Genomic DNA, 16283 nt, shown 5'->3' with positions numbered 1-16283 from the left:
AACCAGATTCCGGATCGTACGGCGCAGACCGTCAAGCCCAATTCGCGCAGTCCAGTAGAGCGCGGGTTGATCCACGGGCGGCGCCACCGCCCCCGATCAATGCGACAAGGCGCCTCGCGGTTTGACCCCGCGAATCACCCGGTCATCAGCCTTGGCCTGCGACGGAATCTCGTAGACCGGTAGATCCGCCAGATCGTCCGCACCCGCGTCGTCCGGTTCGGCCTCGTCCGCCGCCCCGAGCTCAACGGCCGGCGCCGCTCCGGCTTCGGCCTGCGCATCGCCTTCGGCCTGTGCAAGTGCCTCCGGCTCGGCCTGTTTCTCCGGCTCCGGCCCCGGGTCGGCCATGGCTTTGGCCGGCTGCGGCTCGGTGGTGGCCGGCGGCGGTGGCTCGGACCGAGCGGGTGGCTGAGGTTCGGGCTGGAGGTCGGGTTCGGCGGAGCGCTGCTTCGGGATCGGCGGCAGCGGCTTCCCGGACACCGCCGCGATCCGGGTGACGGACAGGGCCAGGCCGATCGGGATCAGCAGGACCGCGGGTTCGGCGTACCGGTAATCGAAGAGGCTTGTCGCGACGCTGACCACCAGCAGGCCGAAACCCGCCCCGGTGAAGAGCAACGCGTCGGCCGCCTCGCGCCACGGCCGGCGGCGCGGCCGCCAGCAGGCGGCCACGACGGCCGCGAGTATCCCGACGGCATAGAGCGGGCCGGGCGTGGTGACGACCTTGCCGTACGCCGCCAGCCGGCTCGCGTCCGGATTGTCGACCAGGAAGTGCGGGGGCGGCATCCGGTCCGGCCGGCTGGCCGGCGTGTAGTAGCGCGCCACACAGTCGGTGCCCACCTTGGCCGGCGGCAGCCAGATGGTGGCCAGGCATTCGGCGTCCGAGTTGAGCGGCGGCCGCCAGGTCAGATGCCACCAGGACTGTTCGGCCACCATGGCCGCGTAGGCGCCGGGGCGCTGCTTGATCACCGTGTTGGCGAAGTCGCCGAGGACCTTGTCGCTGGTCTCGGACGGGTAGAGGCGCCGGGCCGGGCTGAGCGAGCTCCAGATGTAGTTGTCCGGCCGCTGCACCCACGTGGCCGGCGCGTCCGGCATGCAGAGCTCGCGCTGGTCGGCGGTGAGTTTCAGCTTGTCGCAGTCGGCGATCGGCATCACCCGGGCGTACAGGAAACGGCCGCTGTACTGCCCGAACGCGTACACATCGGTGCTCTGGTGGTACCAGGTGAGGTAACCGCCGAGGAAGCCGGCGACCGGCAGCGCGAAGGCGACCAGCCGCAGCCAGCCGACCCGGCGGATCACCAGGTAGACGACGGCCAGCGCGAGGATCGGCAGGCCGACCGAGCGGGTGACGGCGGCGAAGCCGAGCATGGTGCCGGCCAGCGCCGCGGCCAGCCAGCCGAGTCGGCGGCGCCAGGCCAGCAGGAACAGTCCGCCGGCGGTGAGCGTGATGTACGCGGTCTCGGCCAGCACGAAGTGCTCGATGGTGAGCACCCGGGCGTCGACCGCGAACGGCAGCACGGCGAGCGCGGCCAGCCACGGTTTGGCGCCGCGCCGGACCAGGAACACGTACCCGACTACGACGAGCACGACGCCGAGCAGGTGCTGGGCGAACGCGATCCGGTCGTACGGGCCGTGCAGGAAGGGTTTGAGCAGCCAGGAGTACCCGTACGGGCGAGCCGGGTTGGGCGTGCTCAGGTAGGCCGCTTCCATGTAGGGGCGGCTGTCCGGGAAGAAGAACGCGTACGGGTAAGTCAGCGCGTACCAGACGCGCAGCCCGACGGCTCCGGCCAGCACGACAAGCAGCGGCAGGTGCCGGAGCAGGGCGCGCGGGCGGAGGGCAGCGGGCATGGATCTTCCCAACGGACGGCGGTCTGTGCGCTGGCGAAGCTATCAGCCAAACGCTACGAAATCGCACCGCCCGTTGGGACGAGCCCGGACGGGTGTTGCCCGATCAGCCGTTGAGTGCAGCGTCCAGGGCGGCCACGTCATCCACGCTGAGCTGCCAGTTTCCGGCCGCGGCGTTGGCCTCGACCTGGGTGGCGCTGGTGGCGCCGGCGATGACGCTGGTCACAGCCGGTCGCGCCGCGAGACCGGCGATGGCGACCTCGAGCAGGCTGTGCCCGCGCTCCTCGCCGAACGCGGTCAGCCGCTCGATGGTGTCCCAGTCGGCGTCGGCGAGCACCCGCTGGTAGCGGTCCTGGGACAGCCGGGTGCCGACCGGAGCCCGCTCGCCACGGGTGTACTTGCCGGACAGCAGGCCGGAGTCGAGCGGGAAGAACGGCAGCAGGCCGAGGCCGTACTGCTCGCAGGCCGGCACTACCTCGTCCTCGACGTAGCGCTGCAGCAGGCTGTAACGGTTCTGCGCGCTGATGAACGGGGTGTGACCGGCGGCCCGGGCGGTCCAGTCGGCGTCGGCGATCTGCCAGCCGGCGAAGTTGGAGTTGCCCAAGTAGCGCACCTTGCCCGAGCGGACCACGTCGTCGAGCGCGGCCAGCGTCTCGTCGATCGGGGTGGCTTCGTCGGGTTCGTGCAGCTGGTAGAGGTCGATGTAGTCGGTTTCCAGGCGGCGCAGCGAGGCCTCGACCGCGCGCACGATGTATCGGCGGGAGCCGCGGGCGCCGAAGTCGTTGCCGTTGAGGCCTTCCATGTCCATGCCGAACTTGGTGGCCACGATGACGTCGTCGCGCCGGCCCTTCAGCGCGGCACCGAGGCATTCCTCGGAGGCGCCGTGCGGGGTGCCGTAGATGTCGGCCGTGTCGAACAGGGTGATGCCGGCGTCGATGGCCGCGTCCACGACTTCTTTCGTCCCGTCCGCGTCGAGCTTGCGGCCGAAGTTGTTGCAGCCGATGCCGACGACCGAGACGACCAGACCCGAGGTGCCCAGCCGGCGGTAGCTCATGTCACTCATGATCGGAGCTTAATGCCCGTTTGACGCGTCGTTTGCCCGCGCACACTTACATCTGTAACCGTCTATTGACACACCTTGTTAACAATACGCACGCTGTGAGAGCGCTCTCCCCTTCCGCTATCCCCGTACGGAAAGAGGTTCCCCGTGCGTACCGTCCTGCGTGCTCTCGCCGCGCTGGCCCTGACCATCCCGGTCGCCGCGGCCGTCTCCCCCTCGGCGGCGCAAGCCGTCGGTCCCAACCTCCTGCCCGTCACCGTTACCAACAGCACCGGCCGCGGCGACGCGACCTACCTGTACGTGATCGGCGTGCAGCTCTCCTCCGGCCGGCTCGGTTACGTCAACCAGGCCGGCACCTTCACCGCGTGGAGCGGCGGGCAGCTCCCGCCCTCGCCGGCCCCGGACGTCTCGATCGCCGGCGCCGGCAACGGCGGCAGCACCACGATCAACTTCCCGCGCGGGTTCTCCGGCCGGGTCTACTTCTCGTTCGGTGAGAAGCTCAAGTTCTTCCTCACCCCGGACGGGCTGGTGCAGCCGGCGCCGTGGGCGTCCGGCGACGCCAACTACAACATCCTGTTCGACTGGAGCGAGTTCACCTACAACGACTCCGGCCTGTGGCTGAACAGCTCGCAGGTCGACATGTTCGCGGTGCCGCACGCGGTGACCGTGACCAACAGCGCGGGCGTCACCAAGCGCACCGGCGACGTGGTCGCGAACGGCCGGACCAACGTGATCAACACGATCAAGGGGACCTCGGGCTGGGCGAACACCGTCTACACCCGGTCGGACGGCACCGTGCTGCGGGTGCTCTCGCCGGGCAAGGCGGCCGGCTCGGGCCTGCTGGGCGCCAACTACCTCGACTCGTACATCGCGAGCGCCTGGAACGCGTACGCCACCAAGACCTTGACCGTGGTGCCCTTCGGCGACCAGCCCAACACCAAATACTTCGGGCGTACGTCGGGCAACGTCATGAACTTCACCAACTCCTCGGGTGCCCAGGTGGCGTCGTTCAACCGGCCCTCGTCGGCCAGCGTGTGGGGCTGCGACGGCGACCTGCCGGCGCCGAACGACCTGGTGGTCGGCCCGATCTCGCGCACCCTGTGCGCCGCGCTCAACCGCGGCACGCTGGGCACGGTCGACACCCAGCCGAGCACCAACGCGGCGCAGTTCTACCAGAACAACCCGACCAACGTGTACGCCAAGGTGATCCACGCCAACATGTCGGACGGGAAGGCGTACGCGTTCGCCTTCGATGACGTCGGTGCCTTCGAGTCGCTGGTCAACGACGGCGACCCGCGCTCGGCCGGGATCGTGCTGTCGCCGTTCACCGGTGGGGGCACCACGCCGCCGCCGGCCACCGGGACCGCGCTGATCAGCAGCCTCAACAACAAGTGCGTCGACGTGCCGAACTCGAACTTCGTGGACGGCGCACGGCTGCAGATGTGGACCTGCAACGGCACCAACGCGCAGAAGTGGACGGCCACCGGCGGCGCGCTGGTCAGCCCGAGCGGCAAGTGCCTGGACGTGGCGTCCGGGTCGACCGCGAACGGCGCCGCGATCCAGCTGTGGACCTGCAACGGCACCGGTGCCCAGCAGTTCGTGCTGAGCGCCGCGGGTGACCTGGTCAACCCGCAGGCCAACAGGTGCGTCGACATCGTCGACCTGAACGCCAACGACGGCGCGAAGCTTCAACTGTGGGACTGCGCCGGCACCTCGAACCAGAAGTGGCGCAAGGGCTGAAGTTGAGTCAGGAGCCGTCGTCCGTCGCGGACGACGGCTCCGCCAGCTCGCGGTAGGCCGACTTGAGCACGTCGACAAGCGGAATGTGCCGCACCCGCACCGGCGGCGCGTCGAGCGCGCGCAGCAGCAGTTCGGGCGGGGCGGTCACCCGGGCCGGCCGTTCGCGCAGCCGGCCCAGCGACAGGCCGGGGGAGTAGTAGTCGGCGAGGACGACCTCGTCGAGCGGAACCTCCTCGACCGCGAGCGGGTCCACCGCCTCGACCGGCTCGGGAGTGCCGCGCAGCGCACCCAGCAGGGCCTCCCGGTCGCGCCCGCGCCAGGCCAGCACCAGGAACGGGTCGTCGTCGAACGCCTCGGCCAGCACGTAGAGCACCGCCGAGCCGTGCTTGCAGGGCACTCCCCAGTCCGGGCAGTTGCACTGGATATCCAGGTTGTCGGGGAAGAGCGGCAGGTCGTGCTCGGCGAAGAGGTCGATGATCTCCCGGGGCATCTCGCCGGCCAGCAGGGCGGCCCGATAGAGAGCCCGACTGCCGAGCGCCTCGGTCAACGAGGTCCACTGGGCCTCGTCGAAGGCGGAAATCGTGACCGTCACGGCGTACGGCTTCGGTCTTGAACCCTGCACCCGGGCCGTCACCTTGCCCGCCGCGAGTTGAAAGTCCATGACCTGGCCCTTGCGGGCGTAGGCCCGCCCGCGGGCCAGCCGCCCGCCGTCGCAGACGCGTTCCAGCACGTCGACGAAGTGCCGCGACCACCATTTCTCGCCGATCTTGCCGCGTTTGGCCCGCACCGCGAGGCCGCCGTCGACCTCGAGCGCCCGGCCGCTCTCGTAGAACTTTCCGTCCCGATCGAACGGCATCAGCGCACCCCCGCCAGATCGAGTTCGAAGAGTTCGCGCAGCTGGTCGGTGCCGAGATCGGTGATCCAGCCCTCGCCGGTGCCGACCACCGAGGAGGCGAGCGCCTTCTTCCGCTCGATCATCGCGTCGATCTTCTCCTCCAGCGTGCCGGTGCAGATGAACTTGCGGACCTGCACGTCGCGCGACTGTCCGATCCGGAATGCCCGGTCGGTGGCCTGATCCTCGACCGCCGGGTTCCACCATCGATCGAAGTGGATGACGTGGTTGGCCGCGGTCAGGTTGAGGCCGGTGCCGGCCGCCTTGAGCGAGAGCAGGAAGAGCATCGGCTCGTCCGAGGTCTGGAACTCCTCGACCAGGGCGTCCCGCTTCACCTTGGAGAGCCCGCCGTGCAGCCAGAGCACCGGGCGGTCCAGGTGGGCGGCCAGGTAGGGCTGCAGGATCGTGCCCCACTCGGCGTACTGCGTGAAGACCAGCGCCTTGTCGCCGTCCTCGACGATCTCGGCGGCCAGCTCCTCGAGCCGGGCCAGCTTGCCCGACCGCGACGGCAGCCGGGAACCGTCCTTGAGCAGGTGCACCGGGTGGTTGCAGACCTGCTTGAGCTTGGTCATCGCGGCCAGCACGTTGCCGCGGCGCTCGATGCCCTCGGTGCTCTCGATGGTGGCCATCATGTCCTCGACCACCGCCTGGTAGAGGGTGGCCTGCTCGGCGGTGAGCGTGCACCAGACCTTCATCTCGTTCTTCTCCGGCAGGTCCGAGATGATCGACTTGTCGGTTTTGAGGCGGCGCAGCACGAACGGTCCGGTGGCCCGCTTGAGCGCCTCGGCGGCCAGCTCGTCCTGGCGTACCTCGATCGGCTCCTGGAAGCGGCGGCGGAAATGCTTGGCCGGACCGAGAAAACCCGGATTGCAGAAATCCATGATGGACCAAAGCTCGGCCAGGTGGTTTTCCACCGGCGTGCCGGTCAGAGCAATACGGGTACGGGCGGGAATGGCGCGTACGGCTTGGGCCTGACGGGTTCCGCTGTTTTTGATGGCTTGCGCCTCGTCACAGACGACGCGTTCCCATTCCTGGTCTTTAAGCGTGGCCAGATCGCGGACCGCCGTCCCGTATGTGGTGATCACCAGATCGGCGTCCGCCATGCCGTCTTTCTTCCGCAAAGCTCCATGATGGATATAAGTCCGGATTTGCGGAGCGAATCGGGCGGCTTCCTTTTCCCAGTTGCTGACCAGCGACATCGGGCAGATGAGCAGCGTGGGTTTCGGGGTGTGCTCGATCCGCTCCTGCACCAGCAGCGACAGCGTCTGCGCGGTCTTGCCCAGGCCCATGTCGTCGGCCAGGATGCCGCCCAGCCCGAGCCGGCCCAGGAAGTGCAGCCAGGACAGGCCGCGCTCCTGGTACGGCCGCAGCGTCCCCTGGAAGCCGACCGGCGTGCCGATCGGGGTGAGCCGGTCGGCCGCCTGCCCGGAGATCAGGTCGCCGAGCATCCCGTCCGCGTCCACCTCGACCAGCGGCAGGTCCTCCTCGCCGCCGTCGATCACCTGCTGCAGCACCTGGCCGGCGGTCATCTCGCCGTCCCGGCGCCGGCCGACCGCCTTGAGCGCGGCCTTGAGCTGCCGGTCGTCCAGCTCGACCCACTGGCCGCGCACCCGGACCAGCGGCACCTTGAGCCGGGACAGCTCGGCCAGCTCCTCGGCGGTGACCGTGGTGTCCCCGATGACCAGTTCGATCTGGAACTCGACGAGCTGCTCCAGCCCGAACCCGGAAGCCGCCAGCGCCTTGGCCGAGGTCGTCTTGGAGCGCGTGGTCAGCTTCAGGCCGACGCCCTTGCGGCCGGCCCACTTCGGCAGCATCACCCCGAAGCCGGCCGCCTGCAGCAGCGGCGCCGCCTGCCGGAGGAAGTCGTGCGCCTCGCCGGTGCTCAGCGTCATCGCGTCCGGTTGCTGCTCGCCCAGCGCCACGTGCAGCAGTGGGAACAGCCGCACCGCCCGGCCCAGCCCGGCCAGCAGCGTCTCGTCCGGACGGGCCGGCATGCCCGGGAAGCGGGCGCCCTCCCAGACCTCGGTGGCCGGCAGATAGAGGGCCGAATCCTCGGCCGACTGCAGGGCGAACTCGAGACCCCACTCGTCCTCGCCGGGCAGCGGCTCGCTCAGCCGGAAACTGACCTTGACCGGCCCGTTCGCGTCGTTGGCGGCGCGCATCCAGTCGCCGAGGGCAGCGCCCAGCTCGCGCACCTCGGCGGGCTTCGCGCCCGGCAGGGCCGGGTCGTCGGCGGTGAGCGCGGAGAGCCACCGGTCGGAGAGCTCGGCCTTCGGCCCGGGCCGGGCACCTTTCAGCAGCCGCTCCGGCATCAGGAGGCGGGCGGCCGCGTCGACCAGGACGTTCAGCGCGTCGCGCAGGGTGCGGGCCAGGCCCGCGCCGCTGGCCCGGACCGCCGGTGGCATGCCGGCCGCGAAGTCGCGGTAGGCGGCGGCGTCGCCGCCGGTGATCACCGGCCGCCACCGGGCGACCGGCATCCCGCCCTCGGCGACCAGCTGCGGCAACATCCGGCCGCGCCGGGCCAGATCAACGGCAAATCCGGCGAGTACGCCCAGGTAGCGCAGTGAGGGGCCGGCCAGCCACTCGTCGCCGGCGTCGTCCGCCCCGGCGAGCGTGGCCAGCGCGTCCCCGTCCTTGACCAGCAGAACCGGTACGTCGTACGACCGGAGTTTGATCCTGGTGGCCGTCGCCAGCTCGGCCGACGGCACCGGACCGCGGGTCGTGCCCGGCAGCTTCAGGGCGATCGTCGCGGGCTCGCCCGGCAACACCTGATCGAGAGGTGAGAAGTCCTCGGCCCAGAGCGCGAGCCCCGTGCCGGGCACCCACCCGGCTTGTACTACGAGCAAGACCCACCCCCTGACGACCGCCATAGAGAGTAACGACGTCAGTGACCCTCGCCGCTGCCGTGCACCTGATCGGGGACGTAGTCTTCGTGACGTGACGGCGAACCGGGAGATCGACGACATCCTGCAGCGCGCGGCCGACGGCGGGCGGATCACGCCCGAGGAAGCGCTGCTGCTCTACACCGAGGCGCCGTTCCACGCGCTTGGCGAGGCGGCCGACACGATCCGGCGGCGCCGCTACCCGGACAACATCGTCACGTACCTGATCGACCGCAACATCAACTACACGAACGTGTGCGTCACGGCCTGCAAGTTCTGCGCCTTCTTCCGGGCCCCCAAGCACAAGGACGGCTGGTCGCACCCGATGGAGGAGATCCTCCGCCGGTGCGGCGAGGCGATCGACCTCGGTGCCACCCAGGTGATGCTGCAGGGCGGCCACCACCCCGAGTACGGGGTGGAGTATTACGAGTCGCTGTTCTCCGGGGTCAAGCAGGCGTATCCGCAGCTCAAGATCCACTCGATCGGGCCCAGCGAGATCCTGCACATGGCCAAGGTCGACGGCGTCTCGATCGAGGAAGCGATCCTGCGGATCAAGGCGGCCGGGCTCGACTCGATCGCCGGGGCCGGTGCCGAGATGCTGCCGCAGCGGCCGCGCAAGGCGATCGCCCCGCTCAAGGAGAGCGGCGAGCGCTGGATCGAGGTCATGACCATCGCGCACCGCAACGGCCTGTCCTCGACCGCGACCATGATGATGGGAACCGGCGAGACGCACGCCGAGCGCATCGAGCACATCCGGATGATCCGCGACTGCCAGGACCTCGCGGTGGCCAACGGTTACCAGGACACGGCGGTCGAGGCCGCGCTCGAGGTCGGTGGCTTCCGGGCCTTCATCCCGTGGACCTACCAGCCGGAGAACAACCACCTGAAGGGCCGCACCCAGGCCACCACGATGGAATACCTGCGGTTCATCGCGGTCTCCCGGCTGTTCTTCGACAACATCGCGCACCTGCAGGCGTCCTGGCTGACCACCGGTAAGGACGTCGGTCAGTTGGCACTGCACCTGGGCGTCGACGACCTGGGCTCGATCATGCTGGAAGAAAACGTGATCTCCTCGGCCGGCGCCCGGCACCGGTCCAACCTGCACGAGCTGATCTGGATGATCCGCACCGCCGACCGCATCCCGGCGTGGCGCGACACCCTCTACAACCACCTTGCCGTGCACCGCACCGAGGCCGACGACCCGACCGATGATCGTGTCGTGAGTCACTTCTCGTCGATCGCGATGCCCGGCAAGAAGCAACTTCCGTTGGTTGACGCGAAGTAACCGCCCCCTTTCGGGGGGTCGATATGGTCCGTTCGGTCAGGTGGGGGTCGGGTAAGTGGCGTGGGGGTCATTGCTGCTTCGTAACGAGGGCCGTAAACCCCTACCCCGCGCAGTTCTCGCTGGTTACGTTCCTCGCGTAAGTCTGAGAACTTCCTTGGAACGTCAGGCGCAAGCTTGACGGTCGCGGACCCGACCGATGGCGGTCGTTTATATAACGCATAAGGCACGGGCGAGATGGGTGACCATCTCGCCCGTTCTGTTTTCCCCGGGTGGCAGAGTTACGTCCGTGACGCGCGCAGATCTGGACAAGCAGCCGCACGAGGTCGCCGAGATGTTCGACGGCGTGGCCCAGCGGTACGACCTCACCAACACCGTGCTCTCCTTCGGTCAGGACCGGGGCTGGCGGCGGGCGACCCGGGCCGCGCTCGGGCTGCGCCCCGGCGAGCGGGTGCTGGACGTGGGCGCCGGCACCGGCATCTCGACCGAGGAACTGTCCCGCTCGGGGGCGTTCGCGGTCGGTGCCGACATCTCGATCGGCATGCTGCGGGCCGGGCGGCACGCGGGTCGCGAGATTCCGCTGCTGGCCGGGGACGCGCTGCGACTGCCGTTCGCGGACGCCACCTTCGACGCGGTGACGATCTCCTTCGCGCTGCGCAACGTGGTTGACACCGAGGGGGCGTTGCGCGAGCTCGGCCGGGTCACCCGGCCGGGCGGGCGACTGGTGGTCTGCGAGTTCAGCCACCCGCTGAACCCCGCGTTCCGTACCGTCTACCTGCAGTACCTGATGCGGTCGCTGCCGACGGTGGCCCGCGGCGTCTCCAGCAACCCGGAGGCGTACGTCTATCTCGCCGAATCGATCCGTGCCTGGCCGGACCAGGCCGCCCTGGCCGCCAAGATCGGCGCTTCCGGCCCGTGGGGCCGGGTCGGCTGGCGCAACCTCACGGGGGGTATTGTCGTGCTCCATCGTGCTACTCGGGTATAAAACGGTCATTTGACCGTTAAGGGTCGGTAAAAGCTGTTTTGCTGCGGCTATGACGACCTTCGGACATCTCGAGGACACCGACATCGACATCGCGATTGACGACAGCGAAGCGGGCGAGCGTCGCGGCATGGAGCTTGCCGCCCGGATCCGGGCCGTGGCCGCACAGGATCCGGAACTGGCTCAAGACCTAGTAGATGAGCTGATCGTCGCTCTTGACCGGGCAATGAACGGTACGTTTCGGGAATACCTGGATCAAGAGCCACAAGACGAAGCTGACCGGCTCTTGACCGAAGGCGGATCGGGCATTTCACCGGTGCGAAACAGTTAGGGTTCCCTAACCCGAACGTGTTTCGATGGCCGTCCTAGACTCCGATCTGGGCGTGCTTGTGAACTGTTTCACGAGCCCGCACGAGACGGAGGTGTGCCGTGCAGAGCCACGAAACAACGGGGCCCGCTGAACCGTCAGCACCAATTGGCGACGAGGCAGACGTCATCGTCGTTGGTGCGGGGCCCGGAGGCTCCGCGGCGGCTTACCACATGGCGCGGCACGGACTTCGCGTGCTGCTGCTGGAGAAAACCGAGTTTCCCCGCGAGAAGGTCTGTGGCGACGGACTGACCCCGCGGGCCGTGCGTCAGCTTGTCCGGATGGGTGTCGACACCTCGGAGAAGGCCGGCTGGCTGCACAACAAGGGCCTGCGCGTGATCGGCGGCGGGGTCCGGCTCGAGCTCGACTGGCCCGACCTGGCCAGTTTCCCGAACTACGGCCTGGTACGCACCCGGCTCGACTTCGACGACATGCTCGCCAGGCGAGCGGTCGAGGCCGGCGCCCTGTTGCGCACCGGCGTGAACGTCACCGGCCCGGTCCTCGACGACGAGGGCCGGGCTATCGGTGTCTCGGCCAAGGTCGGCCCGGGCAAGGAACCGGTCGAGTACCGCGCTCCGCTGGTGGTCGCGGCCGACGGCGTCTCCGGCAAGATTCCGCTGGCCATGGGCCTGGCCAAGCGCGACGACCGCCCCATCGGCGTAGCGGTCCGGCGGTACTACAACTCCCCGGTGCGCGCCGACGACGACTACCTCGAGTCCTGGCTGGAGCTGCGCAGCGCGGTCAGCGGCGACCTGCTCCCCGGCTACGGCTGGATCTTCGGGCTCGGTGACGGCCGGGTCAACGTCGGCCTGGGCATTCTGAACTCGTCGGACGCCTTCGGTAAGACCAATTACCGTTCGCTGCTGACCGACTGGCTGGCCGGCACCCCCGAGGAGTGGGGCATGCGCGGCGAGGAGAACGCCGATGGTCCGATCCTCGGTGCCGCGCTGCCGATGGGCTTCAACCGGGTACCGCACTACACCCGCGGCATGATGCTGGTCGGCGACTCGGGCGGCATGGTCAACCCGATGAACGGCGAGGGCATCGCGTACGCCATGGAGTCTGGCGAACTGGCCGCGGAGGTCGCCGTGCAGGCGCTCGCCCGGCCCGCCGGCGCCGACCGTGAACGCGCTCTCCGGGCCTACCCGACCGAGTTGAGCCTGCGGTTCGGCGGCTATTACCGCCTCGGTGGGGTATTCGTGAAGTTGATCGGAAACCCGCAGATCATGCGTCTGGCCACCAAACACGGCATGCCGCACCCCACGCTGATGCGGTTCGTGCTGAAGCTGCTGGCCAACCTGACCGATCCCCGTGGCGGCGACGCCATGGACCGGATCATCAATGGCCTGACGAAGGTGGCGCCGGCCGTATGACTACAGAGGGACCCCCGGTCGACGCAATGCCGAATCGGATTAATAGTGTGAAGCGGCTAACAGTCGAGTTGGAGAGATGATGACTCTCAACCCATACGTCCCGATCCTGGGGCTGATGATCCTGGGCGCGCTCTTCGCGCTGTTCTCGGTGGGCATCGCGCCGATCGTCGGCCCGAAGCGCTACAACCGCGCGAAGCTCGACGCGTACGAGTGCGGCATCGAGCCCGCGCCGCAGCCGATCGGCGGCGGCCGGTTCCCGGTGAGGTTCTACCTGACCGCGATGCTCTTCATCATCTTCGACATCGAGACCATCTTCCTCTACCCGTGGGCCGTGTCCTTCGGGTCACTGGGCGTGTTCGGCTTCGTGGAAATGGTCCTGTTCATCGTCACCGTCTTCATCGCCTACACGTACGTGTGGCGACGCGGCGGACTCAACTGGGACTGATCTGACATGGGAATCGAAGAGAAGCTGCCCGCAGGCATCCTGCTGTCGTCCGTCGAACTGCTGTCCAACTGGGCTCGTAAGTCGTCGTTCTGGGGTGCGACCTTCGGCCTCGCCTGTTGTGCCATCGAGATGATGGCCTCCGGCGGCCCGCACTACGACCTCGGCCGCTGGGGCATGGAGGTCTTCCGGGCCTCGCCCCGCCAGGCCGACCTGATGATCGTCGCGGGCCGGGTGAGCCAGAAGATGGCCCCGGTCGTTCGGCAGATCTACGACCAGATGCCCGAACCCCGCTCGGTGATTTCGATGGGCGTTTGCGCATCGTCCGGCGGGATGTTCAACAACTACGCGATCGTGCAGGGTGTGGACCACATCGTGCCGGTCGACGTCTACCTGCCCGGCTGCCCGCCGCGGCCCGAGATGCTGATCGACGCCATCCTCAAGATGCGCGAGAAGGTCATGGCCGCGCCGCTCGGCCCGAACGGCCGCAAGATGCTCGAGGCGCGCAAGGCGGCCGGCAAGATGCCGATCGTCGCGCCCGGCGCGATGCCCTCCTCCTACCGGGTCGACAAGGTCCGGCGGGCCGAGTGGACGCAGGCGGTCAAGGAAGGCCGCGAGGAGCAGCTGCGCATCGAGAACTGGATGAAGCTGGCGCCGCACCTGCGGGAAGGTGGCAAGTGAGCCTCGAATCTGTTGAGCCTGTTGGTGCCAACCTCGGCGCTCCCGCTCAGACGCCGTCCAGCCCGCAGAAGGGCATGTTCGGCATCGAGGGCACCGGCGACGTCTCCGGTTTCGGCGGCCTGGTCCGCCCGCATCCCGAGGTGGTCGGCACCCCCAAGCCGTACGGCTCGTACTTCGACGAGATCACCGACGCGCTGGAGGATGCCTACCCCGGCTTCGCCGACGCGCTGGAGAAGGTCGTCGTCGACCGGGACGAGCTGACCCTGCACATCGTGCCGGAGAAGATCGCCGAGGTCGCCCAGATCATGCGGGACGACGAGGGGCTGCGCTTCGAGCTGTGCTCCTCGGTCTCCGGCGTGGACTATCTGAACACCGACGCCCGCCGCCTGCACGTGGTCTACCAGCTGACCTCGATGACGTACCGCCGCAAGGTCCGGCTCGAGGTGGCCGTGCCGCTCGGCGGCAACGTGCCGACCGTGACCCACGTCTACCCGACTGCCGACTGGCAGGAGCGGGAGGCGTACGACATGTTCGGCATGATCTTCGTGGGTCACCCCAACCTCACCCGGGTCCTCATGCCGGATGACTGGGAAGGCCACCCGCAGCTCAAGGACTACCCGCTCGGCGGCGTGCCGGTCGAGTACAAGGGTGCCGAAATTCCGCCTCCTGACCAGCGGAGGGTCTACCAATGACATCGTCCGGATACGCCACCGAGCGCGAGACCACCGAGGGCCGCGTCTTCACGGTCACCGGGGGCGACTGGGACACGGTCACCGGCAGCATCGACCCGTTGTCGAACGAGAAGATCGTCGTCAACATGGGCCCGCAGCACCCGTCCACCCACGGTGTGCTCCGGCTCGTGCTGGAACTCGAGGGTGAGACGGTCACCGAGGCCCGCGCGGTCGTCGGTTACCTGCACACCGGCATCGAGAAGAACCTCGAGTACCGCAACTGGACGCAGGGCACCACGTTCGTGACCCGGGCCGACTACCTCGCCCCGCTGTTCAACGAGGCCGGTTACGTCCTCGGGGTGGAGAAGCTGCTCGGCATCACCGACCAGATCACCGAGCGGGCGCAGACGATCCGGGTGCTCTTCATGGAGCTCAACCGGATCTCCTCGCACCTGGTCTGGCTGGCCACCGCGGGCATGGAGATCGGCGCGATCTCGATGATGCTGTACGGCTTCCGCGAGCGTGAGTACATCCTGGACATCTTCGAGGAGACGACCGGGCTGCGGATGAACCACGCGTACTTCCGCCCCGGCGGCGTCGCGCAGGACATCCCCGACTCGGCGATCAAGAAGATCCGCGACTTCCTCGTCTACATGCCGAAGAAGCTCAAGGAGTACGAAGACCTGCTCTCCGGCCAGATCATCTGGCAGCAGCGCACCCAGGGCGTCGCCGTCCTGGACGTCACCGGCTGCCTGGCGCTCGGCGTCACCGGCCCGGTGCTGCGCTCGGCCGGGCTGGCCTGGGACCTGCGCAAGACCATGCCGTACTGCGGTTACGAGAACTACGAGTTCGACGTGCCGACCGCGACCACCGCCGACGTGTGGGGCCGCTACCAGGTGCGGATGGCCGAGATGCGGGAGTCGCTGAAGATCGTCGAGCAGGCGCTCGACCGGCTCAAGCCCGGCCCGATCTTCGTGGCCGACAAGAAGATCGCCTGGCCGGCCCAGCTCGCGGTCGGCGTCGACGGCCTCGGCAACTCCCTCGAGCACGTCGCGAAGATCATGGGTCAGTCGATGGAGTCGCTGATCCACCACTTCAAGCTCGTGACCGAGGGCTTCCGGGTCCCGCCGGGCCAGGTCTACATCGGCATCGAGCACCCGCGCGGTGAGCTCGGTGTGCACGTGGTCTCGGACGGCGGCACCCATCCCTACCGGGTCCACATGCGGGACCCGAGCTTCGTGAACCTTCAGTCCATCCCCGCGATGGCCGAAGGTGCCCTGATCGCCGACGTCATCGCCGGCGGGGCGTCCCTGGACCCCGTGATGGGTGGGTGTGACCGCTAAATGTCCGACACAGCTATCGACTTCTCCCCGGCCGCCGCGCCGCTCGCGGCCAAGCTCCTCGGTTCCGCGCTCGAGATCATCGCGCGCTATCCCGAGGGCCGCAGCCGATCGGCTCTCCTTCCGCTGCTGCACCTGGTGCAGACCGAGGAGGGCTTCGTCAGCCCGAGCGGCGTCGCGTTCTGCGCCGAGGTGCTGGGCATCAACAAGGCCCAGGTCGGCGCGGTCGCCACGTTCTACACCATGTACAAGCGCAAGCCCACCGGCGAATACCTGGTCAGCGTCTGCACCAACACGCTGTGCAACATGATGGGCGGCCAGGAGGTCTACGACCGGCTCACCGAGCACCTCGGTGTCGGCAATGGTCAGACCACCGCCGACGGCCAGATCACGGTGGAGCACGCCGAGTGCCTGGCGGCCTGCGACTACGCGCCGGTGGTGACGGTCAACTACGACTTCGCCGTCGACGAGGCCACCCCGGAGGCGGCCATCGAGCTGGTCGAGCAGCTGCGCAAGGGCGGCAAGCCGACCCCGACGCGCGGCGCCCGGGTCTGCTCGCTCAAGGACATGCAGCACCAGCTGGCCGGATTCGCCGACGAGCGCGACGGCGCGGTCGCCGACGGCCCGGCCGGTCCGTCCACGCTGCGCGGCGTGACGCTGGCCGACCAGCACGGGATCGCGGTGCCGAACTTCAACCTCGACGCCCCGATCACCAAGACCAAGCCGGCGCGC

The 16283-nt window shown here is 68.6% G+C and carries 13 protein-coding genes and 1 pseudogene; 10 read left to right on the top strand and 4 right to left on the bottom strand.

Translation table 11 applies throughout. From position 1 onward, the window contains the following. Positions 1–96 precede the first annotated feature (96 nt). Positions 97–1842: a phospholipid carrier-dependent glycosyltransferase gene (locus Ate02nite_RS13165; protein ID WP_203804833.1), complete on the bottom strand. Its 1746-nt coding sequence runs from the start codon at positions 1840–1842 to the stop codon at positions 97–99. A gap of 103 nt (positions 1843–1945) precedes the next feature. Further along, positions 1946–2893 carry an aldo/keto reductase gene (locus Ate02nite_RS13160; protein WP_203805130.1) on the bottom strand — a complete coding sequence of 316 codons (948 nt, stop codon included), beginning with the start codon at positions 2891–2893 and terminating at the stop codon, positions 1946–1948. A gap of 153 nt (positions 2894–3046) precedes the next feature. Here Ate02nite_RS13160 and Ate02nite_RS13155 point away from each other — a divergent pair, with 153 nt between their 5' ends. Next, the gene (locus tag Ate02nite_RS13155) at positions 3047–4639 is read left to right on the top strand and encodes a beta-1,3-glucanase family protein (protein WP_203804823.1); all 1593 of its coding nucleotides are present in this window, start codon (positions 3047–3049) and stop codon (positions 4637–4639) included. Positions 4640–4646: 7 nt separating this feature from the next. On the opposite strand, the gene Ate02nite_RS13150 is transcribed toward Ate02nite_RS13155, so the two are convergent. Beyond that, positions 4647–5495 carry an SWIM zinc finger family protein gene (locus tag Ate02nite_RS13150; RefSeq protein WP_203804820.1) on the bottom strand — a complete coding sequence of 283 codons (849 nt, stop codon included), beginning with the start codon at positions 5493–5495 and terminating at the stop codon, positions 4647–4649. Continuing rightward, positions 5495–8377, bottom strand: a complete 2883-nt coding sequence (locus Ate02nite_RS13145; RefSeq protein WP_203804817.1) for a DEAD/DEAH box helicase — start codon at positions 8375–8377, stop codon at positions 5495–5497. The genes Ate02nite_RS13150 and Ate02nite_RS13145 overlap by 1 nt, the downstream gene beginning before the upstream one ends. Before the next feature lie 91 nt (positions 8378–8468). On the opposite strand from Ate02nite_RS13145, the gene mqnC reads away from it, so the two are divergent. The 9 genes and pseudogenes from mqnC to nuoE all read left to right on the top strand — a co-directional run. Beyond that, positions 8469–9698 carry a cyclic dehypoxanthinyl futalosine synthase gene (mqnC, locus tag Ate02nite_RS13140; RefSeq protein WP_203804814.1) on the top strand — a complete coding sequence of 410 codons (1230 nt, stop codon included), beginning with the start codon at positions 8469–8471 and terminating at the stop codon, positions 9696–9698. Between the two features lie 286 nt (positions 9699–9984). Next, a complete protein-coding gene (locus Ate02nite_RS13135) occupies positions 9985–10680 on the top strand; it encodes a demethylmenaquinone methyltransferase (RefSeq protein ID WP_203804785.1) in 696 nt (231 codons plus the stop codon). Between the two features lie 49 nt (positions 10681–10729). Then, positions 10730–11008: a hypothetical protein gene (locus tag Ate02nite_RS13130; RefSeq protein WP_203804782.1), complete on the top strand. Its 279-nt coding sequence runs from the start codon at positions 10730–10732 to the stop codon at positions 11006–11008. Between the two features lie 143 nt (positions 11009–11151). After that, positions 11152–12417 (top strand): geranylgeranyl reductase family protein, encoded by a 1266-nt coding sequence (locus Ate02nite_RS13125; RefSeq protein ID WP_203805129.1) that lies wholly within the window; start codon positions 11152–11154, stop codon positions 12415–12417. Between the two features lie 79 nt (positions 12418–12496). Beyond that, entirely contained in the window at positions 12497–12862 is a 366-nt protein-coding gene (locus Ate02nite_RS13120; protein WP_203804779.1) for an NADH-quinone oxidoreductase subunit A, read from the top strand. Positions 12863–12868: 6 nt separating this feature from the next. Beyond that, positions 12869–13540: a NuoB/complex I 20 kDa subunit family protein gene (locus Ate02nite_RS13115; RefSeq protein WP_203804776.1), complete on the top strand. Its 672-nt coding sequence runs from the start codon at positions 12869–12871 to the stop codon at positions 13538–13540. Beyond that, a complete protein-coding gene (locus Ate02nite_RS13110) occupies positions 13537–14232 on the top strand; it encodes an NADH-quinone oxidoreductase subunit C (RefSeq protein ID WP_203804773.1) in 696 nt (231 codons plus the stop codon). The genes Ate02nite_RS13115 and Ate02nite_RS13110 overlap by 4 nt, the downstream gene beginning before the upstream one ends. Then, positions 14229–15554 carry an NADH-quinone oxidoreductase subunit D gene (locus tag Ate02nite_RS13105; RefSeq protein WP_203804770.1) on the top strand — a complete coding sequence of 442 codons (1326 nt, stop codon included), beginning with the start codon at positions 14229–14231 and terminating at the stop codon, positions 15552–15554. The genes Ate02nite_RS13110 and Ate02nite_RS13105 overlap by 4 nt, the downstream gene beginning before the upstream one ends. Beyond that, a pseudogene (nuoE, locus tag Ate02nite_RS13100) lies at positions 15555–16274 on the top strand (NADH-quinone oxidoreductase subunit NuoE); the annotation flags it as partial. Positions 16275–16283 lie beyond the last annotated feature (9 nt).

This window comes from Paractinoplanes tereljensis (assembly GCF_016862435.1).
In the GTDB taxonomy this organism is placed as follows: Bacteria; Actinomycetota; Actinomycetes; order Mycobacteriales; family Micromonosporaceae; genus Actinoplanes; species Actinoplanes tereljensis.
The sequence above is the reverse complement of the archived record's forward strand: the minus strand, read 5'-3'. Positions and strand labels throughout refer to the sequence as shown.